This is a genomic window from Cupriavidus sp. 05N39 (genome assembly GCF_056397325.1).
This window is the reverse complement of sequence record NZ_JBFTNE010000064.1, coordinates 19,275-42,720: the sequence shown is the minus strand read 5'-3', so window position 1 is coordinate 42,720 and position 23,446 is coordinate 19,275. Positions and strand designations below refer to the sequence as shown.

Below are 23,446 nucleotides of genomic sequence, written 5' to 3'. Positions count from 1 at the left end.
GTTCAAGATGATGACTGGCACCTATATCGTCAACATTCCTTACAAGGGCACCGCGCCCGCCATCACCGACCTGCTATCTGGCCATGTCGACCTGATGTTCGCAAGTACCTTCAATGTGCTGCCGCATGTCAAGACCGGCAAGCTCAAGGTGCTGGGCGTGACCAGCGCCGCGCCGCTGCCGCAGTTCCCCGGCGTGGCGCCGATCGGTGCCACCGTCAAGGGATTCGAGTCGAGCGCCTGGTTTGGCCTGTTCGGCCCCGCCGGCCTTACGCCCGACGTGCTGCAGGCGCTTTACCAGGCCGCCCGCAAGGGTCTCGACACACCCGCGGTGCGCAAGCGCCTGGAGACCGACGGCGCGCAGCCGGTCGGCAATCCGCCGGAAGCCTTTGCCGCCTTCGTGCGCAATGACGTGAAGCACTGGGCCAAGGTGGTCAAATATTCGGGAGCCACGCCGGAATGAAGCCGCTAGCCGGGCCCGCCCACGCACCCGCCACGCTGGCGCAGAAGCTGGTTGCGCGGGCTGCCGGGCTCGATGCGGTCACGCCGGGCACGGTGGTGACATGCCGGGTCGACCTTGCCATGTCGCACGATTCGAGCGGCCCGCGCCGGGTGGCGCCGCTGCTGCGCGAGCTGGGGGCGAAGGTCTGGGATCCGGAGCGCTATGTCATAGTGACCGACCACTACCTGCCCGCGGCCGATCCCGAGGCCGAGGCGATCGTCCGCTTCACCCGCGACTGGGTGGGCGAGGCGCGCCTTCCCCATTTCATCGACGGCGAGGGCATCTGCCACGTGGTGCTGCCTGAGCATGGCCACGTGCTGCCGGGACGCTTCATCGTGGGCGGCGACAGCCATAGCCCGACCGGCGGCGCCTTCGGTGCCTATATGTTCGGCATTGGCGCCACCGAGATGGCGGGCGTGGTGGCCACGGGCGAGATCTGGCTGCGCGTGCCGCACACTATCCGCCTGCAATGGGACGGCAAGCTTGGCGACGGCGTCTGCGCCAAGGACATCATGCTGTTCCTGTGCGGCCAGCTTGGACTCGACGGCGGCCGCTACGAGGCGATCGAATACACCGGCACGGCCGTGGCGGCGCTGCCCATGCAGGAGCGCATGACGCTGACCAATATGAGTGCGGAACTCGGCGCGCAGACCGGCCTGATCGCACCGGATGCCACCACGATGGCCTGGCTGGCGGAAGCGGGGGTGCCCGCCGCCACGCTCGACGCCATCGCGCTTGCGCACTGGCGCACCGAGCCCGGAGCCGCCGTGCTGGCCAGCCACCGCTTCGACGCGGCCGCGCTGGAGCCGCAGGTGGCCGCGCCGCATTCGCCGGCCAACACCGGCCCCGTCGGCCAGGCTGCCGGACAGCCCGTGGACATCGCCTACCTGGGCGCTTGCACCGGCGCCAAACTGGAAGACATGCGCATGGCCGCCAGCGTGCTGCGTGGCCGGCGCGTGGCGCCCGGCGTGAGCCTGCAACTGGCGCCCGCCTCGCTGCGCGACCAGCGCCAGGCCGAGCGCGAGGGCACGCTGGCCATCCTGCTGGATGCCGGTGCGCAATTGCTGCCCAATGCATGCAACGCGTGCGCGGGCTATGGCCCGTCCCGCTTCCCGGCCAACAGCCGCGCCATTGCCTCCACCGCGCGCAATTTTGCCGGCCGCATGGGCGACAGCGGCAGCGCGGTCTGGCTGGCTTCGCCGCTGACCGTGGCGGCATCCGCCGTCACCGGCAGCATCTCCGACCCGCGAGCATTGTTGCCATGAGTCCGGTACCCGTCCCGCCCCTGCCCGGTGGCCGCATCTGGCGCTTTGGCGACAACGTCGATACCGACCAGATGGCGCCCGGTATCCATATGAAGGGGGGCGTCAAGGAGATCGCCCGTCATTGCCTGGCCGGGCTGCGTCCCGAGTTTCCGGCCATGGCGCGCCCCGGCGACCTGCTGGTGGCCGGGCGCAATTTCGGCGTGGGTTCCTCGCGCGAGCAGGCGCCGCAGGCGCTGCGCGAGCTTGGCCTGGCCGCGGTGATCGCGCCGTCCTTTGCCGGCCTGTTCTACCGCAATGCCATCAACCTCGGCCTGCCGGTGCTGACCTGCCCCGACACCAYGCGGCTGGTGGATGGAGGGCTGGCGCGGCTCGAGCTGGACGGGGCTTGCCTGCTGCTGCCCGACGGCAGCCGCGTGGCGTGCGAACCGATTCCCGATTTCCTGCGTACCCTGCTGCGGGCCGGCGGGCTGGTGCCGCACCTGAAGGCCAGGCTGGCGGCGCAGCGTTGAGCCGCCGGCGGCCCGGGTTCACGCCGGGCGCCCGCAGGCGCACTGGCGCAGCAAGGCCATGACTTCCTCATCCGTGGTCTGGCGGAAATCCAGGTAGAAAGCGCTCACGGCGCCAAAGCTGGCCGGCACGTTCAGGCAGACCACCTGGTCCGCCGCCGCGCGCAGGCTGTCCAGGCCTTCCTCCGAGGCAACCGGCACCGCGGCCACCACCTGCTTCGCGCCCGCGCGGCGCACACCTTCCAGCGCTGCGCGCATGGTCGCGCCGGTGGCCACGCCATCGTCCACCACGATCACGGTATGGCCGGCCAGGGCAGGCACGCTCGCGCCGCCGCGATAGCGTTGCTGCCGGCGCGCGATCTCGTCGAGCTGGCGCCCGCGCTCGGCGTCGAAGGTGCCGCTATCGAGGGCGCGTCGTGTCCAGCGGTCGTCGTTGGCCACGGTATATGGAGCGTTACCGGCGGCGTCGCCCTCCACCACGGCACCCAGTGCCAGTTCCGGGTAGCCGGGCGCGCCGATCTTGCGCACCAGCAGGATATCGAGCCGCCCTTCCAGGATGAGAGCCACCTCGAAGGCGACAGGCACGCCGCCGCGCGGCAGGGCCAGCACCAGCGGCGGCTCGCACTGCGCGGCGGCGCCAAATCCGAGCCCCGCCAGGTGCCGGCCAAGGAAGATCCCGGCTTCGCGGCGATCGGCAAAGCATGGCGGCAACGGCATAACGCTGGACATGGCTGGCTCCTGCAGTGAGTCGGTCGGGCCGGGTTGCGGCAGGCCAGTGCCGTGGCAACGCTACCCGCGGCGCACGGCTTCGGGGCAGCGCGGCAGTGGCGTGCCCTAGCCAAATATAGACGGAGAAGGCGGGCGAATCGAGGTGTCCGGCGAGGTGTCCAGCGATACCGCGCACGACGCTGACATCGCCCCGGGTGCGGCCTGGCGTCCGCCTTGGCGGCGAAGGGCGAGGAGCGCACCTTTGCCTCGGCAAACAATCGCAGCACGGGGAAACGGCGCGTGGGACGGAAAAGGCACCACGGTCACATCACGGACGCCGCGAAGGCGCGCCACGTGATGCCAGCGTCCCCGCTGGCCCGTGGGAGGGTGCGATTGGGCGCGATTCCGCAACAGTGTATTTTGCCGGGCCTGGATTTTCTTTCGCGCGCATCTGGATAAGATGGCTCGCAACGATGGCAGCCAGCCGGCTCGCCATTTCACCAGCGCCAGCCATGCCGGTTGTTTACCGCGCGGCGCGACAGTCAGGACAGCCAGGATCAGCGAGAACGCACATGAGCACGCACCACAAATCCAGTCACGAAACCCAACGCACGGATCACGCCGCCACGGATGCGAGCAGTCTTGGCCTCGACATCCCTTTCGGCTCGCTTGATGCCGCGGCGCTGGCCGAACTGCCATATACCTTCCGCCCGGCCGGCACCTTCACGCGCTACTACAACGAGTGTTTTAGTTAAGCCCGGCTGTGCCCCGGGCCGGGCGACCTGCCCGGCCCGGCAGGCGCGGACTCCCGGTATCAGCGGGTACGCTTGGCATCTTCCTTGGCGTCACCGTAAGCGGCCTGCGTCTTGCCGGCTATCTGCTGCGCCTTGCCCTTGACCTCGGTAGTGGCGCTGCCCGTCACCTTTCCGGCGACCTCCTTCATCTTGCCCTTGGCTTCCTCGATACGGCCCTTCACTTGATCCTTGTTCATTGTCGGCTCCGGTTAGCGACGATACGGGATTAAGCCGCCCCCAGGCATCGGACTAAGGCTGGCTGCCGTGCCCGCGCCGCGTCCACATGCATGGACCAGGGGGCGCTGGTACCAGCTTAGGCAACCGCAGCCCCGTCGCCTGTCAGGCGGTGGCTGTATGCCATGTAGGACGAGTGCCCATCCATCAGGCAATCGCCTGGAAATGAAAAGAGGGAAGAGGAAAGAGGAAAAGAGCGCCTCGCGTTGCGACGCGAGGCACTGGCCGGCAAGGGGATTCCGGCAGGGAGTCGCATAGCCCGACGGGGAAGTGAGGCTATGCCCGAATTCTATATCATTTTTATCATTTGTTGGTATGCAATATGTTTCATATTTGCACTAAAAATAGTCTGCCGGTGCCAGATCACGTGCGTTCCGCCACGCCCAATACCTCGCCACGCGGGCCTGGTGGCGGCGTGACGCGTTCCAGGTGCGCCGGCAGCCAGTCGCGCAGCGCAGCCAGCGTCATCGGCCGCGCGAAGTAATAGCCTTGCCCCAGGCGCACGCCCTTGCCGGCCAGTTGCGCGCGCTGTGCCTCGCACTCGATGCCTTCGGCCACGACCGCAAGGTCAAGCGCATGGGCAAAGTTGAGGGTGACGTCGACAATCTGGCCACTGACCTTGTCGTCCTGATCGGCTTGCACAAAGATGCGGTCGAGCTTGAGGAAATCCACTTCGAACTGCTTGAAGTACGCCAGGCCGCAGTAGCCGGTGCCGAAGTCGTCCACGGCCAGCTTGATGCCGCGTGCCTTGGCACGCTGGATCGCGCTGCGCTGATGCTCCACCAGCGAAACCGCATCGCGTTCGGTGATTTCCAGCACCGGGGTGATATTGGCGCGCAGCAGCGCGAACAGCGGCGCATCGTCGGCCCAGAAGCCCACATCGTCGAAATGCTCGTTGGTGATGTTGAACGCGAGATGGAAGGCCGGGGGCAACACAAGCGACTCGAGGTCGCGCAGGACGCGGGGAATCAGGTCCAGGGTCAGCGCAACCGCCAGGCGCTGTTGCTCGATCGCCGGGATGAATTGCTCCGGCTCAAGCAGGCCGCGCCGCGGGTGTTCCCAGCGCGCCAATACTTCCACCCCCGTGCACAGCCTGCTTTCGAGATCGACCACTGGCTGGTAATAGGGGATGAATTCACCGCGGCGCAGCCCGCGCCGCAACTCCGCGGCGAAGGAGCGGCGCGCCGCGCGGCGCGAATGCAGCGCAAACACCGCCAGCGCGGCAAAGCCGGCGGTCAGCGGTAGCAGCACCAGGTATTTGAGGCTCTCATGCAGCACAAGACTGCGCGACGCGCTGGCGATCACGGCGATCGGGTGTCCCTCCAGTCGCCGGATATCGACGATACCGCGCGCGGCTGCCTGCGCGGCATCCCGCCTGACCAGCGTTGGCGCGCCGGCTGCCGCGGCCGCCTCACCCGCCGCGGGATCGCCGGCGTTGAGCATGAAGCGCGTGCCCGCCACCTCGATCGCGATATCGGGAAACCCCAGCTTGCCGGCCGAATGCACCATGTCGGCCAGGTAGCGTCCTTCCACCCAGACCAGCACGCCGTTGCCGGGAGCAGTACCAAAGAACACCGCCAGGGCCGTGTTGCTGCCGCGATAGGGTCTGGCGAGCCGGTATTGCAGGCCGGGCTGCCAGTTCAGCAGCTCACTCAGCGGCACCGCGATCTCACCCTGCACAGCCGAGCAATAGCGCATGCCGCGCGACACCAGCACGACGTCGCGGACATAGGCGGTATAGGCGCCCTGCTCCTGCAACTGGCGCGCCACGCTGTGGCAGGGCGCGCCCACCAGCGCACGATCCTGATAGGCGACGCCAAGCGTATCGGCAAGCGCAAACTCAAGGTTGTCGCGCACCGCCGAGGACACTCCCGCCACGCGTTCGCGGGCATCGTGCGCAGCCAGCAGCGCGATCAGCCATAGCGCCAGGCAGGCGCCCAGCAATGCCGCCAGCAAAGCGGCCCGGCGTCCTGCCGACTGGCCAGGTTCGCCCCACAGCCAGCGCCTCATGTTGCCGCCGGCAGGCTGAGAGTGACCACGGTGCCCTTGCCCAGTTCGCTGCTCAGCGTGATCTGACCCTGATGCACGGCCACGATTTCCCGCACGATCGCCAGGCCCAGGCCGTTCCCCGTTGTATTTCCCTGCCGGTTGGCCCGGTAAAAATTGTCGAACGCCAATCCGGCTTCTTCCTTCGTCATGCCGATACCTCGATCCTCGACCCGAACCGACACCTTGTCCTGCCCTTGCGCCAGCGGTGCGACGGTGACAGTGACTTCTTCTTTGCCGTCAGAATACTTCAGCGCGTTCTCAATGAGGTTACGCACCGCCTGCGTCAATTGCGCGCGGTCCGCCAGTACATGAAGCGGCGCGTTGGCAGCGATCACATGCACCCTGCCCTGCTCGGCGAACTCGGCCGCCACAGTCTCGCGCACAAGCGCGGCCACCTCCACGCGCTCGCGCTCCAGCAAGCCTCTGCTGCGGGCTTCGATGCGGGCCAGGTCGAGCAGGTCGGACAGCAGGGCATTGAGCTGCCTGGCCCGGGCATGGATGGCGTGGTAGATGCCGCTGCGCCGATCCGGCGCCACGACACCGGCGCTCAGCAGCTCGGCGTAGCCGGCGATGCCCGCCACCGGCCCCTTGAGTTCGTGCGCCGCCGCCGAGACGAAATGCGATTTCATGCGATCGTGGCGTAGTTGCGACGTGACGTCGCGCAGCACCAGCACCAGGCCGCCGCCGCTGGCGGCATGCACGATGCGCACCTCGTAGGCGGGCGACACCGCCATGTCGAACTCGACAATGCCTGCGAACTCGCCGCCTGGATGGGCCCGGTCCAGTTCAGCCAGGAGTTGTTCGGCATGGCATGCCTGCCCCGCCGGCCGCCGGCCCCGGTAAAGCCAGTGGACGAACTCGCGCTGGGTGGCGCCGCGCAGTTGCGGCAACGACACCCCAAGCAGTTCGCATAGCGCGGTATTGGTCTCGTCGATCACGCGATCGTGGCCAAAGACGGCCACCCCGTCCGGCATGGCCAGGAACAGACCGCGCAGGTGTTGCTTCTTCTCGGCCAGGATGTCGCGCACCACGCTCTCGCGATCGGCCAGCATCGCAAGCTCGTGCAGTGCGGAGAACTGCCTGACCTGGAAGAACATCACGAGTAAGGTGACCACGGCGGCAATCACGATCACCAGGCGCAAACGGTGGTGATAGCTGGCCAGCGCAACCTCGCTGCTCATGCCCACCAGCACCGCCAGGTTGCGGCCTGGCAGGCGCTGGATGGCGTAGATGCGCTGGCTGTCGGCGCGCCCGCCGGCGTCCGTGACGAGGCCGCCGCGCGCACCGGCCAACGCCCGGCGCAAGTCGGACCCGGGCATCAGGATCTGGCCAGGCTGGCGACTGTCCTCGCTCCAGCGCGCGCGCACCACGAAGTCGTCGGTGCCCGCCAGCAGCACGACGCCGGATGGCCCCAGCGCCGCCCGCGAAAAAACCTCGGACAAGTAGCCCGGATCGAGCGATATCACTACCGCGCCGGCGAAGTGGCCGGTCATCGGGGCTACGATGCCCCTGGATAGTTGCACGGACCAGCACCCGGTGACGCGTCCCACCAGGGGCACGCCGACGTATAGCGTCGGCAGCGCGCGTTTCTCGTGCACACGAAAATACTGGCGGTCGCTCAGGTCCAGCGGTTCGAAGCTAGCGTTGGTGGACGAGCGCAGCCCGCCCTCGCGGTCGAGCACGGACACTTCCAGGAAGGGTTTGGTGGAGAAATAGCCGCTGCGCATCCATTGCGCCAGCGGCAGCACGGGCCCGCGCTCAACCACCACGCCACCGACCAGCGATGCGATCTGGTCGGCTTCGGCCAGCGTGCGTTCGGCATGTTCGCCAAGCAGCCCGGCAATGCGCGCCAGAGTGGCATGAACGTGCCGCAACTCGGCTGCGCGATCCCATAGCGCCCAGCCAGACAGCGCGCCCCAGATGCCGATCAGGATGACAAGGCTTGACCAGAACGGACCCCCCACGGAGCGATGCGCGCCTGCCAATGCCTGTCGGTAGATTTCCAGCCTCATGGGAAAGCTACCAAAAAACGAATATATTGTTCATCACAGCCGTGAATCGCAGCCTTCCATCTAGTCCGCTGTCCGCGCGTGCGGCCGGCGCCCCCGGTGCCGCTGCCCCGATGGCAGCCTGCCCGCGGCGAAGCTTCACAGTATGATCTATTCGGCTGCGCCAGTCCGCACGTCCTGGCCTATCGTCGCGGTACGCCAGGCGCTGCCGGGCAGTTGCATCACGCGGCATTCCCTTCGACAGATCAGCGATGCTTTATCATAATTGCGTGTTTTCCTGGCATTAAGTTGCGCTTTGGCAGCTTTACGAAGAATAATGAAAACAATACGATGCGTAACGCCCCGACCGTACCGGGCGCGCCGCGGCAGTTGACAAGACTCTATGACCGATCTGCGTTTCTATTCCACCAAGACCGCCGCCGAAATGCTTGGCGTGTCCTTGCGCACGGTCCAGCTCTGGGTCGAGAACGGCCGGTTACCCGCGTGGAAGACCGACGGCGGGCATCGCAGGATCCCGGCCGACGCCGTCGACCGCATGGTGGCCGACCAGCGCAACCAGGCGGCGGCACCCACGGCGACTGCCGCAAGACCATTTCGCGTGCTGCTGGTGGAAGATGACGAACACCTGCTGCAGATTTACCGCATGGCGCTGGAAACCCTCAGTCCGCCGGTCGAGATACTCGACGCCACCAACGGCTACGATGGCCTGTTGCTCATCGGCAGCAGCAAACCCGACCTGGTCGTCCTGGATCTGATCATGCCCGGCATCGATGGCTTCCGCCTGTGCCGGACCATCGACGCGCAGCAGGAATTTGCCGCGACCCGGATCGTCGTGGTGACTTCTCTCGACAAGCACGCTATCGCGGACCGCGGCGGCATACCCGCGCACATCCGCGTTTTCTCCAAGCCGATCCCGATGTCGGTACTGCAGTCGCTGGTCGTGACGTTGCAGGTCAGCCCCGGCGCGACAGCTTAGGATAGGCGATGGTGGGCTTCAGCCCCGGCATTATATATCATTTTTTTCACAAAATTTTATAGGGCAGGTTTCATATTTACGCATTCCGCGCCCCGCGAAAACAGTTAGGCAAGCCGCATCGCCCTCACCCAGGAGTTCCCCAATGTCTATCCATGAGCAATATCTGCGCGAAGCGGTACGCCTTGCCCAGGCCAATCGCGCGCGCGGCGGCAGGCCGTTCGGCGCGGTACTCGCGATGGATGGCGAACTGGTTGCGACTGGCGTCAACGACATCGTGCACAGCTTCGACCCCACCACCCACGCCGAGATGGAGGCCATCCGTGCTGCCTGCCGCAAACTTGGACGGCCGAGCCTGAAGGGTGCGGTGATCTACGCCAGCGGCCATCCTTGCCCGATGTGCCTGGCCGCGCTAACCATGACGGGTGTGGAGGCGGTCTACTACGCGTTCGACAACGCCGACGCGGCCCCTTACGGACTCTCCAGCGAAGCCGTGTACCAGGCGCTGCGCCTGCCGTTGACGCCGCCGCCACTGCCGCTCACCCGCCTGCCGGCGGGCATGACGGCGGCCGAACTCTATGGTGCCTAAGGCGGCCACGCGCGGGCATCCCCCCGGCCATCACGTGGCGCGAAATCAAAGCGTACCCGTTTCTGCGTGAGTGCCCGGACCCTGCCGCGTACCCGTTTCTGCGTGGATTTTGCGCGCCCTGGAGGCTGAGCGTACCCGTTTCTGCGTGACATTTTGCGTGGCCCGGAATCCGGGCGTACCCGTTTCTGCGTGATGGAATCCAGGCGGCAATCCGGCCCGCAAACCCGCGGCAGCGCGCGGGACGACCGGTGCCGGACCTCTCCGGAGGATCCTCAGTAGGTCTTGTAGGGCAGGAATTTCCCCGACATTTCAATACGCACGCGGTCGCCGTTGGGGTCGGCCTCGCGTTGCAGGTCCATGCGGAAATCGATCGCGCTCATGATGCCGTCGCCGAACTCTTCGTGGATCAGTGCCTTGAAGGTGCTGCCGTAAATGCTGACCAGTTCGTAGAAGCGGTAGATCAGCGGATCGGTCGGCACCGGGGTCGGCAGCGAACCCTTGTAAGGCACTGTGCGCAGCCACGGTTCGGCCTCCGGCGGCAAGCCGAAGATCTCCATAACGGCCCGCGCGCCTGCCGCGTCGAAGGCCATCTGGCCCAGGCAGGCGGCAGTCGTCCACTCTTTGCTCTTGCCGACCTTCCCAGCTACGTCGGCCCACCGGATGCCCTTGGTGACCTTGGCTTCGATGATCAGGTCGGTTACGTCGCTACGGTTCATTTGCAGTCCTTTCGGTTGAATGTGTCAGGTGTCGCTGGCACGGACGCTTCCCGCTGCGCAAAGTCAGGGAAGCCCGTCCGGCCCGGTACAGGCGGCGGCGCGCGCGCTGTCGTATCGCGCCAGCGCGGAGAACGAGGTGGCGCCCGGCACAAAGGCCTGYAGCGCCAGCACAACAAGGACAATCGGCATCATCACGCCTCCGGCGCTTTCGTGCGCACGACCTCGAGACCCGGTGCGGCCGCGCGCGAATCCGCGTCACCACGCGCACCCCCGATGCGAAAGCCGCAGGCAATGTGGCGATCGCAGCGTCATGCCGGAAGCGGACCGGCATGGGGACGCTCCCGCCCCCGGCGCAAGGTTCGTGCCACTGCGCACGGTCGCTTGCGCCGTGCACCGCTCCGTCCCCGGCACTATCGGGCGCGCACTGCCACGGGGAATATCGGCGTGGATACGCACCCGCGGCCAGCCGCCGCGCCCCCATGCGGTGCAGCGCCGGGCACGGCCTCCCACGCGCGCGCCGCGGTCTACGTGGCACAGCCATTGCTTGCATACAAGACCGCATGCAAGCAAGAGCGCAACATGCCACGCGCGTGGATGCATCGCCTTTCTCGGCAATCTCCGTGCCGCATGGACTTTCGGATCCCAGCCTCCGCGCGCCTCTTCAGTCCCCGGCCTGGGAACGGCGAAACCCTGGAGAAATGCCATGACCAAGCTTTGCGACGAGACGCTGGCGCACTACGCCCGCAGTGCGCTCAGGCTGCACGGCCTGGAACTGCCGGCGGACGCCGAGGCCCGCGTGATCGAACAGTTCCTGCGCGTCGCCGCGGTGGCGGGGCCGATGCTGGCGCACCCGTTCGATGCGCATGACGCGCCGGCCCCGGTATACAGGCCATGAACGTCCATGATTTCCGCTTCGAGTCCGCGCTGACGATCCGCAGCGACATCGATACCGGCGCGCGCAGCGCACTGGATGTGGCCGTCGCCACGCTCACGCGCATCGAGGCCTGCAATCCGCTGCTGCATGCCTTCACGGCCGTCACGCGCGAACGCGCGCTGGCCGAAGCGCGCCGCATCGACACGATGCGTGCCCAGGGCGCGCGGCTGCCGCCGTTGGCGGGCGTGCCCTACGCCGTGAAAAACCTGTTCGACGTGGCGAATGTCACCACGCTGGCGGGCTCGCGCGTGCTGGCGGGCAGCGCTCCCGCACGGCGTGACGCGGCGTTGGTGGCCCGCATGCGCGAGGCAGGCGCGGTGCTGGTGGGCACGCTCAACATGGATGAATTCGCCTACGGCTTCACCACCGAGAACGCGCATCGCGGCACCTGCCGCAATCCGCACGATCTCGCCCGCGTGGCGGGCGGCTCCTCGGGCGGCAGCGCGGCTGCGGTTGCCGCGGGCCTGGTGCCGCTGTCGCTCGGCTCGGACACCAATGGCTCGATTCGCGTGCCGGCCGCGCTCACCGGCATCTTCGGCCTGAAGCCCACCTACGGACGGCTGTCGCGGCGCGGTAGCTACCCCTTCGTGCACAGCCTGGACCACGTCGGTCCCTTCGCGCGCTCGGTGGCGGACCTGGCTGCGGCCTACGATGTGCTGCAGTATGCCGACAGCCGCGACCCCGCCTGCGCGCGCCGTCCCATCGAAACCGTGAGCGGGCAGGCGCCGCTGCGCGTGCGCGCCGCGCGCCTTGACGGCTACTTCGATGACATGGCCGGTCCCGCCGCTCGTGCCGCCGCCCGGCGCGTGGCCGAGGCGCTCGCGGCAGCGGATGTCGTCAGCCTGCCTGGCGCGGCGGCCGCACGCGCGGCGGCCTTCATCATCACCGGCACCGAGGGCGGGCACCTGCACCGCGAGCACCTCAGGCACAGGTACGCAGAGATGGAGCCGCTCTCGCGCGACCGGCTGGCGGCCGGGCTGGTCCTGCCGGCTGCGTGGTACGTGCGCGCGCAGCAGGTTCGCGCAGCGTTCCGCCACGAAATGCTCGGCGTCTTCGCGCGCACTGACCTGCTGATCGCGCCGGCCACGCCGGTGGCGGCACCGCTGGCCGGGCAGGAGAGCATCGAAATCAATGGCCAGGTGCTTCCCGCGCGCGCCAGTCTGGGGCTACTCACGCAGCCCGTCTCCTGCGTCGGGCTGCCGGTGCTCACGGTGCCGCTGGCGGGACCGGATGGCCTGCCGCTCGGCGTGCAACTGATTGCGCCGCCATGGCGGGAAGACCTTGCCTTCGCCGCAGCCCATGCGCTCGAAGCCATGGGCGTCGCGGCCTGCCCGCGGCCGTCGGCGTTGCTGGCGCTGGCTGCCGCATGAGCAGCGTGGAAATCCGCGCCTCCTCGCGCGCCGAAGCGGTCTATGCGCAGTTGCGCGACGATATCTTCGAGTTCCGCATGTTGCCTGGCGACCGTTTCACCGAAGGCGAGATCGCCTTGCGGCTCGGCGTGTCCCGCACGCCCGTGCGCGAGGCACTGCAGCGGCTGCAATCCGAGGCGCTGGTGCAGGTGTACTTCCGCAGCGGCTGGGAAGTGGTGCCGCTGGACTTCACGCGCTTTGACGAACTGTACGAGCTGCGCAAGCTGATCGAGGTCAACGCCGTGCGCATGCTGTGCACGCACGCCACGCCGGCGGTGGAGCACGGCGCGCTGGCGCGGCTCGCGCAGTTCTGGCGCGCGCCGCAAAAAGAGCGGCTGGAAGACGGCCGCCTGGTGGCGCAGCACGATGAAGCCTTTCACGCCGCGCTGGTCGCCGCGGCCGGCAACCGCGAGATCGCCACGGTGCACCGGCAGCTGACAGAGCGCATCCGTATCATCCGCCGGCTCGATTTCACCTGCGCCGCGCGCGTGACCGCCACCTATGACGAGCACGCCGCCATCCTGGGCGAGATACAGCACCAGTGCGCGGAGCGGGCCGTGCTGCTGCTGTCCGGCCATATCGAGGAAAGCCGCGCCGAAGTGCGCAAGATCACGCTGCACCGTTTGCAGACGATACGCACCGGCGGCAGTAGCCCGCATCCATAGCGGAAGCCATCCCGGGCGCCCGACGAAGCCCGCCCTCCTCAAAGCGTACCCATTTCTGCGTGGGTCCGGAGACCACCGAAGCACGCCGACCGGCCCGCGGCCAAGAGAGTCGACTGCGACCTGAGACGGCTCCCCCGCTCAGGCTGAACGCCAGGGTTCCGCCACGCAAAGACGCCACCGCGCGGGCAGAATCTTTGCGCGAGTTATTTCCGATGTAACGCCACATTACGGGACCGGCCACGGTCCCGTTTTATTTTCAGCCTGCGACGGGCCGCTCGGCAAAGTCCGCGCAACCAATGCAGGCAAGGGCTGGCGGGGCACGTGCAAGGGCAGTCGAAGGCATGCGGCGCAGGATGCGGCGCCTTGCGCAAGTGTGAGCAAGCCTTACAAGTGCAAGCACAACGGCGCCGGCCCGATGGCTACAGTGAGGCCATGTTCAACGCGAAGCCAGTCACGGAGTCCCCGACATGAAACGCGCCATCGCCCTGGTTGTCTTGCTCTCATCCGCAGCGGCCCTGCTGTCCGCCTGCATCGTGGTGCCCCCGCGCGGCGGCCCGCCGCCGTACCGCTACCACGACCGCTATTAAGCGGGCCCCGGTAATCCACACTAAAAGCGCCGACCATACCCAATGCATCGTTCGCATCCCTGGAGCTGAATCATGAAACGCCAACTGCTGCTCGCCCTCACCACCCTCGCCGCCGGCGCCGCGCTTGGCCTGATCTCGCCGGCCCAGGCCCAGGCTTATCCGCCGGGCTATCACGGCAACCCATACATGCGCCCGGCCCCGCCCCCTCCGCGCTATGAGCCACGTCCGGCCGCTCGCCCCGGCCAGGCCTGGGTCCCGGGGCACTGGACAGCCAACGGCGGCCGCTATGACTGGCGCGGCGGCTACTGGCAACACGCGCGGCCGGGCCAGCGCTATGTGCCCGAGCGCTGGGTGCAAAGCCCGCGCGGCGGCTGGGTGATGCGCCCCGGCTACTGGGTACGCTAACGCGGATCCCGCGCCATCGCGCAATCGTCCCCGCCGAGGCGGGGACGATTTCATTTCAGGGCGCGCGGTCTGCGCGCCTGCCCGGCCGCCGCCAAGTGTGTGCTAGGGAACAGTCCCTCCCGGGACCGGGCATTACAGTCACCTCACTACCCGTCACTCGGCTCGCCGCGAGGGCGAGCCAGGCCTCGTGCCGTGTGAAGGAGACGTGCCATGCCAGACGACATGCAGATCGTACCGCTCATCCTTTGCGGCGGCACGGGCGCTGCGGCACGCCGCGATGCGTTCGGCAAGCTGGCAGCCTTCCAGGCCCGCCACCATCATGCGTGAAGCCGACACCGTAGTGCCGCCGGACGCACCGCCATCGCCGCTGCCGCGGCGGCCACGCGTTTTCGTGGCGGGACATCGTGGCATGGCCGGCTCGGCCATCGTGCGTGCGCTCGACGCGCGCGGACAAGCGGAGACGATCACGCGCGGCCACGCCGAACTCGACCTGGCCGACCAGCACCAGGTGCGCCACTTCTTTGCCACGGAAGCCGTCGACACCGTCTACCTGGCCGCCGCCCGCGTAGGCGGCATCCACGCCAACAACACCTATCCCGCCGAGTTCATCCATCAGAACCTGATGATCGCGGCCAACGTCGTGCACGAAGCGTGGCGCGCTGGCGTAAAGCGCCTGTTGTTCCTCGGTTCGAGTTGCATCTATCCGAAGCTCGCACCCCAGCCCATCGGGGAAGCGGCGCTGTTGACGGGCCCGCTTGAGCCCGCCAACGCGCCCTACGCCCTGGCCAAGATCACCGGCATCGCACTGTGCGAGAGCTACAACCGCCAGTACGGCACCGACTACCGCAGCGTGATGCCGACCAATCTCTACGGTCCCGGCGACAACTACCACCTCGATAACAGCCACGTGATACCCGCGCTGCTGCGGCGTTTCCATGAAGCCGGCATGGCGCACGCGCAGCAGGCGCCGGTGTGGGGCAGCGGAGCGCCGCTGCGCGAGTTTCTCTACGCCGACGACCTGGCCGCGGCGTGCCTGCATGTGATGGAATTATCGGAAGACACCTACCGGAAAACCGCGCCGGCCGGCTTCCTGAACGTAGGCAGCGGCGAGGAAGTCAGCATCCGGGAGTTGGCGGGACTAGTGGCAAAGACGGTGAGCTTTCGCGGCGAGGTTGTCTTCGACAGCGGCAAGCCAGACGGCACCCCGCGCAAGCGGCTCGACTGCACGGCGCYCTCGGCGACAGGCTGGCAGCCAGCCGTGTCGCTGCGCGACGGCCTCCGGCTGGCCTACCTCGATGCATTGCAAAGCGGCACGCTGGCCCACGGCACGGCACCGGCGCAACCTGGGGAGGCCTGACATGAAACCACTGCTTCGCCATTTCGCAAAACGTGACCCGTCCCCGCTCGCCGCGGCGAACGGCCCGGCAACAAGCACTGGCGCGCTATGGCCGGGCCAGGTGGTCTTTCCCACCGGCAGCGCGGAAGCCGGAACCTGGCGGCGGCGCCTGCAACTGGTGCGTGCCATCACACTCAGTCCCGGCGCGCTGGTGGTACTGGCCGGTCAGAGCCGGCTGGACAACTGGGCCATGTTGCTGGCCAGCATGGTACTGGGACGGCGGCGCGCTGCCTTCTTCCACGGCGCTGCCTTTGCCAGCATGCCCGGCCGTTTCGGCGCGCTGGCCGACGCGGTGCTGCTGCGCCATTGCCATGGCGTCTTCGTCGGCAGCGAGCGCGGGTGCGCGCGCGCCATCGCCGCCGATGTGCCGCCGCGCAGGATCTTCGCCTGCCGCCCGCCCGCGGTACTGCCGGACCGGTTCGATGCCGGCACCGCGCTGCGCGAGCGCATCGAGCATGCGCCAGCGCCACATGCGCCRAATTTCCTGCACATCGGCACGCTCACGCACGCACCGGCCTTGCTGCTGCTGCTACGCGCCTTCGCCGCCGCGAGACAAACGTGGCCGGCCGCCACGCTGTCGCTGGTCGGCACCGGCCCGGGCTACGGGCGGCTGCGCGCCACGGCCAACGCGCTGGGGCTGGGCGCATCGGTACGCTTCCTGGGCACGATGGCGCAACCGGATTTCGCGACCGAATATCGCAAGGCGAGCTGCCTGGTACTGCCCGATGCGGCCCAGCGCTGGCATCCGCTGGTGCGCGAAGCATTGAGCTACGGCTGCCCGGTGGTGGTCAGCGTCAACAACGACGATGCCGGCGAACTGGTCCGCGATGGCGTTACCGGCCTGTACTTCAAGGCCGGCGATACCGCCGCGCTGGCGGGAAGCCTTGCGCAAGTGCCCAGGCAATTCGGCGATGCCGCCGCTACCGCCGCCCGTTGCCAGGCGATCGCGCTGGAAGACACGCCCGCATCGGCGGGCAGGGCCATCGCCGCCGGCTGCATGCGGATCATGGCTGCCGAGGAATAAGTGCGCACCGAACCCGAGCACCGAGGCAACCCGATACCATGAAGATACTGATGTACTGCCTCAACTACGCGCCGGAACTGACCGGCATCGGCAAGTACACCTGCGAGCAGGCCGAATGGCTGGCCGCACGCGGACATGAAGTACGCGTCGTCACCGCGCCGCCGTACTATCCGGCCTGGCGTGTCGGAGAGGGTTATCGCGCGTGGCAGTACCGCCGCGAGCAACGCGGCCCGGTGGCGGTGTTTCGCGCGCCGGTCTGGGTGCCGCGGCGGCCCGGCGGGATCACGCGGCTGCTGCACCTGGCGAGCTTTGCCTTGTCCAGCCTGCCCAGCGTCATGTGGCAGCTACGCTGGCGCCCGGACGTGCTGTTTGTGGTGGAACCACCCCTGATGTGCGCGCCGGGTGCGTTGCTCTTCGCCCGTTTGAGCGGCTGCAAGACCTGGTTGCACGTGCAGGACTACGAAGTGGACGCGGCCTTCGCGCTGGGGCTGCTGCGCCGGCCCTGGCTGCGCCGCCTGGCACTGCGCGTGGAGCATCAACTGATGTCGCGCTTCGACCGGGTCTCGTCGATCTCGCAAGCCATGGTCTCGCTGGCGTGCGGCAAGGGTACGCAAGCAGTGCGTACGGCACTGCTGCCCAACTGGATCAACCTGCAGGAAATCGGCGCCGGCAACGCCGCGATGGCCCGGCGTGCGCTGCAAATCCCTGGCGAGGCCATAGTGGCACTGTATTCCGGCAACATGGGGGCCAAGCAGGGCCTGGACGTCATGGCCGAAGCGGCACGCCTGCTGGCGGGCCACGAGCGGTTGCACTTCATCTTCTGCGGCGACGGTGCCGGGCGGGCGGGGCTCGAAGCCGCCTGCGCGGGGCTGCCACGGGTGCGCTTCCTGCCCTTGCAACCGGCCGGGATGTTCGCGTCGCTGCTGGCCGCCGCCGATATCCACCTGCTGCCGCAGCGCGCCGGCGCCGCCGATCTGGTCATGCCGTCGAAGCTGACCGGCATGCTGGCAAGCGCTCGCCCGGTCGTCGCCACTGCGGAGCCGGAAACCGAACTTGGCCGCGTGGTCGCCCAATGCGGCGTGCTGGTGCCACCCGGCGACGCCTCCGCGCTCGCCGACGCCATCGACTCGCTGGCCGCGCAACCCGCGTTGCGCGCGCATCTGGGTGGCGCCGGCCGCCGCTGGGCCGAACAGCACCTGGATCGCGAAATGGTGCTGGGCGACCTGGAAAGCGCACTGTTCGCGCTGGTCAGCCACCACCCCGCGGGCGCGGCCAAGGCGGTCGGGCTGGGCGGCGAATAGCGCGCGCCGCTCCGGCGTTCACGTCCTTCCACGGAAAGTGCCTGCCGGTACGCCGGGACAAGTGCGCTTTCGTACGTCCCGGCGGCGGCACGCTTCACCCCGCCTCGCCGGCCCGGGTTGCCGGGCCTTCCGAACCACATTTACCAGAGCAGCCCCCGACGTTCTCCCCTGCGAGTCGGTAGCAAATCCGCCGGCCGTCCATCAGACCTCCGCCACTCGTCCAGAGGTAGGAAACCGGACTCATCCTTTTGCATTAGTCCTAATTGGCCATCCTCCCAGCCATTGGCGCAAGACCAGAAAAATTACGCCCGCAAGCCAAGTTTCAATAGTGGAGCAAAGCGGTATCAGGTGATATTCAGCCAACCCCCGAAAGGGTGAAATAAAGTCGAAAGTGGACCTCCCGGCGAGAGTATCCGTTTCACCGCTGAAACTTTCGCAAAACGATTTGTTTCACCTCTGAAACTCGGTCCGGAGCTATTTGAATGACGCTTGGCTAACACCGCCAAGCCAGTCCCATCAACGCTTTCCGGATTGTAAAAACTCTCTCAACCATCCTTTTGACAGGTTGAGAAAGGAGCGCTTGCATTCCCTCCAACCAGCCCATAAGATGATTTTAAGCCTGTTATGGGGCGAGATTTCTCGGGGTAGGGTTCGGGTCCTTCTTCTGGCTGCGCTGACATAGTTCCACCCAAAACGGAGCACAATGCAGCACGGAAGCACGGGGTTACAGCGTACTTTGCAGGCGCCGCCAGCGTGCGCCATGCAGGCTGGCATTCCGTAACGCAAAAGCGTCCCGCACTCCCTGCTCCGATTAACGGGGAGTCATAAAAGCATGAACGCGTTGCTGATAGAGGAGCATCCTTTGCTCAGTCTCGGGCTGTTTCAAATGCTCGAGAACATCCACGGTACCGGGCACGTCGTCAACCTCTCGCCCACCGACATCGCCCACCTTGATGGTAGTCATCGCAACGCCGACCTGATGGTGTTCGGCATGCCCGCCGATACCGTTTCCGGCTGGCAGCAACTGGACCGCGTACGCGAACTGATCGCGCCCAAGCGCATCCTGGTGCTGGCCGACGCACTCCCGCTGTGGGTACCTTCCGCCGACAGTGCGCGCAATATCTGCGGCTGCCTGCCCAAGTCGGCATCGTTGCCGGTAATCGAAGCCGCCATCCGGATGGCGGCTTCGGGTAGCCATGGCCTGCTGCTCGCCACCGAGCCGGGTGTGGGAGCGGCCCCTGCCGCATCGCGCTCAGCCCTGCCGGCAACGGCTTCGCTCGCGTCGGCAGCGCYCCTGCCGCTGGCTGTCGCCGTGCAGGCCGATCCGCACGCGGTCGCCGCATGTGCCGCTACACCGCGCTCGGCACTGCGCAGCGCGCTGGCCAGCGCGCAATCGCTGTCGTCCCGCACCGACGACGCGGAGCCCAGTTACGACGAAGCGGAAATGCTCAAGATCACGCCGCGCCAGTATGAGGTACTGGTACTGCTCGCACGCGGCCATCCGATCAAGACGGTCAGCCGCATGCTCAATATCTCGGTGGCGACAGTCAAGAGCCACGCCTGCACGCTGTACCAGCGGCTCAAGGTCCGCAACAAGGGCGAGGCTGTCTATGCCGCCCTGCAGCGCGGCGCGACGCTGGATTGGGTCAGTGGCGACGAGCGCGTGACCACCATGGCGTCGGCAAGCGCCCGGCGCACCGAGGCGCACAGTGCCGGCAGCGCCGCGCTCTGACGACGCCAATGATACGGCGGCCGCGCCAGCAGTGCGCGTCGCCGGCCATCGCGGCGCCTGACGCCGCGACGGCGGAGACAGCACGCCGCCTCTGAGAACCGCTCGGCGAGGAAATCGGCAAACGCAACCGGTCCATGGCAAACCTGCACCGGCCATGGCGTGCGTTGCCGCGAATCGATCGGCCCGCCAAGTACCTGCCATGGAGGGCATCATGCCAGCCAGCACATCCCTGCCGAGCTTCTCGCTCTGCATCTGCACCCGGAATCATCCGGCCGGTCTGCGTCGCGCGCTGCATTCCGCGCTTGCGTCCTCAGTGCCGCCGCACCAGCTACTGGTATCCGACGACAGCACGAACTATGACACGCGCCAGATGATGCGCGCCGAGTTTCCTGCGGTGAGATACCTGGAAGGGCCGCGACGCGGGAATGCCGCCAACCGCAATCGCATGCTCCCGGTCATCACGGGCTCCCACGTGCTGTTCATCGACGACGAGACGGTGCTTGGTCAGACGTTCCTGCAGCAGGTGGCCGAACGGATCGCGGATGACGATGTCTATCGCCGCGGCGGCACCGGCGCCGCCACACCACTGATCGTCACCGGCCCCAGCCTGAGCGACGGGCAGAAGTGCAAGCCGAAGAAGAGTTCATTCCTGGGGTACCCTTCGCTGAACTATTGCCACGGCGAGCGCCTTTGCTCGGTGATGCTGCACAGCACGGTGTTTCCATCCGAACTGTTCCGGCATGTCGCATTCGACGAGAGGCTGGCCGGTGGCTATGACGTGATCGACCTGGCCAGCCATGTCGTGCTCGACGGCGGGTGCCGTATCGAGTGGCTGCCGAGCGCCGCCAACCAGCATATCCCCGGCGCCGAACCCCTCGACGCCGGCCACCTGGCCGAAGCCTCCCGCATCTATGCGACGCTCCACCGCTACAGCCACTACCAGCACCGCCGGGTAAAAGCCGGGATCTTCCTGCTGCTGGCACTGACGCACAGTCTCGCATCCAACCTGCATCGATCCGGACTGCGTGGCGCGACCGCGTTTTGCGCCACAGCCCGGTCGTTGTGGAACCATCTGCGCAGTCCCGCCCGCGCTGGTATTGCCACCACATCGGGCGACATCGGCGCAAACCTGACGCAAGGCTGAGGCCGCTGGCCGCGGCGGCCCTTGCGTACCCGTTTCTGCGCACGCCTGCGGCAGGCTGTTCCCGCACCGGCCAAATGCGGCACCGCACTATGTGTGCTAGCAAACGGTTATCCGTGCACACCGGCAGTACAGTCCAAAAACCGGCCCTCGTCCGCATTGCACGCGGCACGGCAGGTCGCCCTGGCATCGTGCCGAGATCCGGCTCGCCGCCCGGCGCGCTTTGGGTTGCTTGGCAAGAATCACACTCATCGGACATCGGAACGCTATGGGCGCAAACGAAGTGGAACCTCTCGGTCATGTGGCGGCAAGCAGCCAGGACAAAGCACAAGGCTCGCCACGGGATGCGCGCCGGCGGCGCGCGCTGATTACCGGTATCACCGGCCAGGATGGCTCGTATCTGTGCGAGTTCCTGCTCAACAAGGGTTATGAAGTGCACGGCATCAAACGGCGCAGTTCGCTGTTCAACACCGACCGCATCGATCACCTCTATGAGCATCCGCAGGCAGAAGACCGCCGTCTGGTACTGCATCATGGCGATATGACCGACACGGCCAGCCTGGTCCGCGTGGTGCAGCAGTCGCAACCGGACGAGATCTATAATCTGGCGGCGCAAAGCCATGTGCAGGTCTCGTTCGAGGAACCGGAGTACACCGCCAACACGGACGCGCTCGGCACACTGCGTCTGCTCGAAGCCGTTCGGATCCTGGGGCTGGAAAAACAGACTCGCTTCTACCAGGCGTCCACCTCCGAACTGTACGGCCTGGTGCAGGAGATTCCTCAGAAGGAGACCACGCCCTTCTATCCACGCAGCCCCTACGCGGCGGCCAAGCTGTACGCCTACTGGATCACCGTCAACTATCGCGAGGCGTATGGCATGTATGCCTGCAATGGCATCCTGTTCAATCATGAGAGCCCGGTACGCGGAGAGACCTTCGTGACCCGCAAGATCACGCGCGCGATCGCCCGCATTGCGCTCGGCCTGCAGGACACGCTGTACCTGGGGAATCTCTCGGCGCTTCGTGACTGGGGCCATGCGCGCGACTACGTGGAAATGCAGTGGCTGATGCTGCAGCAAGCCGTGGCGGAGGACTTTGTGATTGCCAGCGGCGAGCAGCATAGCGTACGCGAATTTGTCGAGCGCTCCGCGGCCGGACTCGGCATTACCGTGCGTTTCGAAGGCGAAGGCGTGGACGAAGTCGGCGTGATCGCGCATGTCGACAAGAGCCGGCCGGAGCTGTCCTCGCATTGCAAGGCCGGAGACGTGATCGTACGCGTGGACCCACGCTACTTCCGCCCGACGGAAGTGGAAACCCTTCTGGGCGACGCCACCCGCGCGCGCGAACGGCTGGGCTGGTCGCCGCGCATCGGCTTCGAAGAACTGGTGCGCGAGATGACCGAGTCAGACTTCTCCGCGGCGCGCCGCGATGCCCTGGTCAGGATGGCCGGCTTCCGTGCCTACAATCATCATGAATAGGAACACACGGCGTATCTTCGTGGCGGGCCACCGCGGCATGGTGGGATCCGCCATCGTCCGGGCGCTGCGCGCTGCCGGCGAAACCGACATCGTCACCCGCTCCCACGCGGAACTCGACCTGACCGACCAGCAACAGGTGCGCGAGTTCTTTGCCACCGAAGGCATCGGGCAGGTCTACCTCGGCGCGGCACGGGTCGGCGGTATCCACGCCAACAACACTTACCCGGCGGAGTTCATCCAGCAAAACCTGATGATCGCGGCCAATGTCATTCACGAGGCCTGGCGCAGCCATGTCGAGCGCTTGCTGTTCCTCGGCTCGAGCTGCATCTACCCCAGGCTGGCCACCCAGCCGATCAGGGAGACCGAGCTGATGACAGGCGCGCTGGAGCCCACCAACGCGCCTTACGCCATTGCCAAGATCGCCGGCATTGCCATGTGCGACAGCTATAACCGGCAATATGGCACCGACTATCGCTGCGTCATGCCCACCAACCTGTATGGTCCCGGCGACAACTACCATGCCGAAAACAGCCACGTGATACCGGGCTTGATCCGGCGGTTTCATGAGGCGCGGATCGCCGGCGCCGCCACGGTGGCGGTCTGGGGCAGCGGCACGCCAATGCGGGAGTTTCTCCACGCTGACGACCTGGCCGAAGGCTGCCGCCACGTGATGGCAATGTCCAAGGATGCCTATCAGGCCTGCGCCGCGCCCACGGGGATCCTCAATATCGGCAGTGGCGATGAACTCACGATCCGCGAACTCGCGATGGAGGTGGCCCGGGCGACCGGCTACCGCGGTGAAATCCGTTTTGACGCGACCAAGCCGGATGGCACGCCGCGCAAGCGGCTTGACTGGAATGCACTGGCGCAAACCGGCTGGAATCCGCGCGTCAACCTGGCAACCGGTCTGCGCGGGGCCTACGAGGACGCGTTAGCCAGCGGCCTGCTGGGCCCCGCGCAGACCGAGGCAGTTCCCATAACGTAAGAGGCCAGCGGTGYGACCTGTTGCCACGCGATGGCCCGAGGAGACCGA

Annotated in this window: 23 protein-coding genes; 17 read left to right on the top strand and 6 right to left on the bottom strand. The window is 67.0% G+C overall.

From position 1 onward, the window contains the following. The 3 genes from AC1DN0_RS26975 to AC1DN0_RS26965 form a co-directional block, all read left to right on the top strand. On the top strand, nucleotides 1–460 hold a 460-nt coding region (locus AC1DN0_RS26975; protein ID WP_477146142.1), incomplete at its 5' end, for a tripartite tricarboxylate transporter substrate-binding protein. Continuing rightward, nucleotides 457–1,764 (top strand): 3-isopropylmalate dehydratase large subunit, encoded by a 1,308-nt coding sequence (locus tag AC1DN0_RS26970; RefSeq protein WP_441626096.1) that lies wholly within the window; start codon nucleotides 457–459, stop codon nucleotides 1,762–1,764. The genes AC1DN0_RS26975 and AC1DN0_RS26970, both read left to right, overlap by 4 nt. Beyond that, a complete protein-coding gene (locus tag AC1DN0_RS26965; protein ID WP_477146141.1) occupies nucleotides 1,761–2,273 on the top strand; it encodes a LeuD/DmdB family oxidoreductase small subunit in 513 nt (170 codons plus the stop codon). Before AC1DN0_RS26970 ends, AC1DN0_RS26965 begins: the two co-directional genes overlap by 4 nt. 18 nt (nucleotides 2,274–2,291) lie before the next feature. Here AC1DN0_RS26965 and AC1DN0_RS26960 read toward each other — a convergent pair whose 3' ends face one another. After that, nucleotides 2,292–2,987 (bottom strand): phosphoribosyltransferase, encoded by a 696-nt coding sequence (locus tag AC1DN0_RS26960; protein WP_441626248.1) that lies wholly within the window; start codon nucleotides 2,985–2,987, stop codon nucleotides 2,292–2,294. A 563-nt stretch (nucleotides 2,988–3,550) separates the two neighbouring features. On the opposite strand from AC1DN0_RS26960, the gene AC1DN0_RS26955 reads away from it, so the two are divergent. Further along, complete coding sequence (locus AC1DN0_RS26955) at nucleotides 3,551–3,733, top strand: hypothetical protein (RefSeq protein ID WP_035875250.1); 183 nt, start codon at nucleotides 3,551–3,553, stop codon at nucleotides 3,731–3,733. A 59-nt stretch (nucleotides 3,734–3,792) separates the two neighbouring features. Here the strand turns inward: AC1DN0_RS26955 and AC1DN0_RS26950 are convergent, their stop codons facing one another. The 3 genes from AC1DN0_RS26950 to AC1DN0_RS26940 form a co-directional block, all read right to left on the bottom strand. Beyond that, nucleotides 3,793–3,969: a CsbD family protein gene (locus tag AC1DN0_RS26950; RefSeq protein ID WP_477102853.1), complete on the bottom strand. Its 177-nt coding sequence runs from the start codon at nucleotides 3,967–3,969 to the stop codon at nucleotides 3,793–3,795. Nucleotides 3,970–4,369: 400 nt separating this feature from the next. Then, nucleotides 4,370–6,016: an EAL domain-containing protein gene (locus tag AC1DN0_RS26945; protein WP_441626103.1), complete on the bottom strand. Its 1,647-nt coding sequence runs from the start codon at nucleotides 6,014–6,016 to the stop codon at nucleotides 4,370–4,372. After that, the gene (locus tag AC1DN0_RS26940; RefSeq protein WP_477111414.1) at nucleotides 6,013–8,067 is read right to left on the bottom strand and encodes an ATP-binding protein; all 2,055 of its coding nucleotides are present in this window, start codon (nucleotides 8,065–8,067) and stop codon (nucleotides 6,013–6,015) included. Before AC1DN0_RS26940 ends, AC1DN0_RS26945 begins: the two co-directional genes overlap by 4 nt. A 379-nt stretch (nucleotides 8,068–8,446) precedes the next feature. Between AC1DN0_RS26940 and AC1DN0_RS26935 the strand changes: the two genes are divergently transcribed. Together AC1DN0_RS26935 and AC1DN0_RS26930 are read left to right on the top strand one after the other, a co-directional pair. After that, a complete protein-coding gene (locus AC1DN0_RS26935) occupies nucleotides 8,447–9,040 on the top strand; it encodes a response regulator (RefSeq protein WP_441626107.1) in 594 nt (197 codons plus the stop codon). 142 nt (nucleotides 9,041–9,182) lie between these two features. Then, nucleotides 9,183–9,626 carry a nucleoside deaminase gene (locus AC1DN0_RS26930; protein ID WP_276286936.1) on the top strand — a complete coding sequence of 148 codons (444 nt, stop codon included), beginning with the start codon at nucleotides 9,183–9,185 and terminating at the stop codon, nucleotides 9,624–9,626. Between the two features lie 272 nt (nucleotides 9,627–9,898). Here AC1DN0_RS26930 and cynS read toward each other — a convergent pair whose 3' ends face one another. Both cynS and AC1DN0_RS26920 read right to left on the bottom strand, forming a co-directional pair. Beyond that, a complete protein-coding gene (cynS, locus tag AC1DN0_RS26925) occupies nucleotides 9,899–10,342 on the bottom strand; it encodes a cyanase (RefSeq protein ID WP_035875095.1) in 444 nt (147 codons plus the stop codon). A 63-nt stretch (nucleotides 10,343–10,405) separates the two neighbouring features. After that, complete coding sequence (locus AC1DN0_RS26920) at nucleotides 10,406–10,534, bottom strand: hypothetical protein (RefSeq protein WP_255350710.1); 129 nt, start codon at nucleotides 10,532–10,534, stop codon at nucleotides 10,406–10,408. Between the two features lie 511 nt (nucleotides 10,535–11,045). Between AC1DN0_RS26920 and AC1DN0_RS26915 the strand changes: the two genes are divergently transcribed. From AC1DN0_RS26915 to AC1DN0_RS26865, 11 genes are all read left to right on the top strand, one after another. Then, nucleotides 11,046–11,237: an AtzG-like protein gene (locus AC1DN0_RS26915; RefSeq protein WP_441626110.1), complete on the top strand. Its 192-nt coding sequence runs from the start codon at nucleotides 11,046–11,048 to the stop codon at nucleotides 11,235–11,237. Continuing rightward, on the top strand, nucleotides 11,234–12,646 hold the full coding sequence (locus AC1DN0_RS26910; RefSeq protein WP_441626112.1) for an AtzE family amidohydrolase: 1,413 nt from the start codon (nucleotides 11,234–11,236) through the stop codon (nucleotides 12,644–12,646). The genes AC1DN0_RS26915 and AC1DN0_RS26910 overlap by 4 nt, the downstream gene beginning before the upstream one ends. Further along, nucleotides 12,643–13,350, top strand: coding sequence for a GntR family transcriptional regulator (locus tag AC1DN0_RS26905; RefSeq protein ID WP_441626114.1), 708 nt, complete (start codon nucleotides 12,643–12,645; stop codon nucleotides 13,348–13,350). The genes AC1DN0_RS26910 and AC1DN0_RS26905 overlap by 4 nt, the downstream gene beginning before the upstream one ends. Nucleotides 13,351–14,009: 659 nt before the next feature. Next, the gene (locus AC1DN0_RS26900; RefSeq protein ID WP_441626116.1) at nucleotides 14,010–14,342 is read left to right on the top strand and encodes a hypothetical protein; all 333 of its coding nucleotides are present in this window, start codon (nucleotides 14,010–14,012) and stop codon (nucleotides 14,340–14,342) included. 319 nt (nucleotides 14,343–14,661) lie between these two features. After that, nucleotides 14,662–15,699, top strand: coding sequence for a GDP-L-fucose synthase family protein (locus AC1DN0_RS26895; protein WP_477146140.1), 1,038 nt, complete (start codon nucleotides 14,662–14,664; stop codon nucleotides 15,697–15,699). 1 nt (nucleotide 15,700) lies between these two features. Further along, nucleotides 15,701–16,762, top strand: coding sequence for a glycosyltransferase (locus AC1DN0_RS26890; RefSeq protein WP_441626120.1), 1,062 nt, complete (start codon nucleotides 15,701–15,703; stop codon nucleotides 16,760–16,762). Nucleotides 16,763–16,800: 38 nt separating this feature from the next. Next, complete coding sequence (locus tag AC1DN0_RS26885) at nucleotides 16,801–18,063, top strand: glycosyltransferase WbuB (protein ID WP_441626122.1); 1,263 nt, start codon at nucleotides 16,801–16,803, stop codon at nucleotides 18,061–18,063. A gap of 832 nt (nucleotides 18,064–18,895) precedes the next feature. Further along, on the top strand, nucleotides 18,896–19,795 hold the full coding sequence (locus tag AC1DN0_RS26880; RefSeq protein WP_477146139.1) for a response regulator transcription factor: 900 nt from the start codon (nucleotides 18,896–18,898) through the stop codon (nucleotides 19,793–19,795). 211 nt (nucleotides 19,796–20,006) lie between these two features. Continuing rightward, nucleotides 20,007–20,939, top strand: coding sequence for a glycosyltransferase family 2 protein (locus tag AC1DN0_RS26875; protein ID WP_441626126.1), 933 nt, complete (start codon nucleotides 20,007–20,009; stop codon nucleotides 20,937–20,939). 265 nt (nucleotides 20,940–21,204) lie between these two features. Further along, nucleotides 21,205–22,413, top strand: coding sequence for a GDP-mannose 4,6-dehydratase (gene gmd, locus AC1DN0_RS26870; protein WP_441626128.1), 1,209 nt, complete (start codon nucleotides 21,205–21,207; stop codon nucleotides 22,411–22,413). Beyond that, on the top strand, nucleotides 22,406–23,398 hold the full coding sequence (locus tag AC1DN0_RS26865; protein WP_441626130.1) for a GDP-L-fucose synthase family protein: 993 nt from the start codon (nucleotides 22,406–22,408) through the stop codon (nucleotides 23,396–23,398). The genes gmd and AC1DN0_RS26865 overlap by 8 nt, the downstream gene beginning before the upstream one ends. Nucleotides 23,399–23,446 lie beyond the last annotated feature (48 nt).

What these genes read in the sequence shown, in the direction of transcription:
- AC1DN0_RS26970 (WP_441626096.1), top strand. Translation starts at nt 457, where the DNA reads ATGAAGCCGCTAGCCGGGCCCGCCCACGCACCCGCCACGCTGGCGCAG.
- AC1DN0_RS26960 (WP_441626248.1), bottom strand. Translation starts at nt 2,987, where the DNA reads ATGCCGTTGCCGCCATGCTTTGCCGATCGCCGCGAAGCCGGGATCTTC.
- AC1DN0_RS26955 (WP_035875250.1), top strand. Translation starts at nt 3,551, where the DNA reads ATGAGCACGCACCACAAATCCAGTCACGAAACCCAACGCACGGATCAC.
- AC1DN0_RS26950 (WP_477102853.1), bottom strand. Translation starts at nt 3,969, where the DNA reads ATGAACAAGGATCAAGTGAAGGGCCGTATCGAGGAAGCCAAGGGCAAG.
- AC1DN0_RS26945 (WP_441626103.1), bottom strand. Translation starts at nt 6,016, where the DNA reads ATGAGGCGCTGGCTGTGGGGCGAACCTGGCCAGTCGGCAGGACGCCGG.
- AC1DN0_RS26940 (WP_477111414.1), bottom strand. Translation starts at nt 8,067, where the DNA reads ATGAGGCTGGAAATCTACCGACAGGCATTGGCAGGCGCGCATCGCTCC.
- AC1DN0_RS26935 (WP_441626107.1), top strand. Translation starts at nt 8,447, where the DNA reads ATGACCGATCTGCGTTTCTATTCCACCAAGACCGCCGCCGAAATGCTT.
- AC1DN0_RS26930 (WP_276286936.1), top strand. Translation starts at nt 9,183, where the DNA reads ATGTCTATCCATGAGCAATATCTGCGCGAAGCGGTACGCCTTGCCCAG.
- cynS (WP_035875095.1), bottom strand. Translation starts at nt 10,342, where the DNA reads ATGAACCGTAGCGACGTAACCGACCTGATCATCGAAGCCAAGGTCACC.
- AC1DN0_RS26915 (WP_441626110.1), top strand. Translation starts at nt 11,046, where the DNA reads ATGACCAAGCTTTGCGACGAGACGCTGGCGCACTACGCCCGCAGTGCG.
- AC1DN0_RS26910 (WP_441626112.1), top strand. Translation starts at nt 11,234, where the DNA reads ATGAACGTCCATGATTTCCGCTTCGAGTCCGCGCTGACGATCCGCAGC.
- AC1DN0_RS26905 (WP_441626114.1), top strand. Translation starts at nt 12,643, where the DNA reads ATGAGCAGCGTGGAAATCCGCGCCTCCTCGCGCGCCGAAGCGGTCTAT.
- AC1DN0_RS26900 (WP_441626116.1), top strand. Translation starts at nt 14,010, where the DNA reads ATGAAACGCCAACTGCTGCTCGCCCTCACCACCCTCGCCGCCGGCGCC.
- AC1DN0_RS26885 (WP_441626122.1), top strand. Translation starts at nt 16,801, where the DNA reads ATGAAGATACTGATGTACTGCCTCAACTACGCGCCGGAACTGACCGGC.
- AC1DN0_RS26875 (WP_441626126.1), top strand. Translation starts at nt 20,007, where the DNA reads ATGCCAGCCAGCACATCCCTGCCGAGCTTCTCGCTCTGCATCTGCACC.
- gmd (WP_441626128.1), top strand. Translation starts at nt 21,205, where the DNA reads ATGGGCGCAAACGAAGTGGAACCTCTCGGTCATGTGGCGGCAAGCAGC.
- AC1DN0_RS26865 (WP_441626130.1), top strand. Translation starts at nt 22,406, where the DNA reads ATGAATAGGAACACACGGCGTATCTTCGTGGCGGGCCACCGCGGCATG.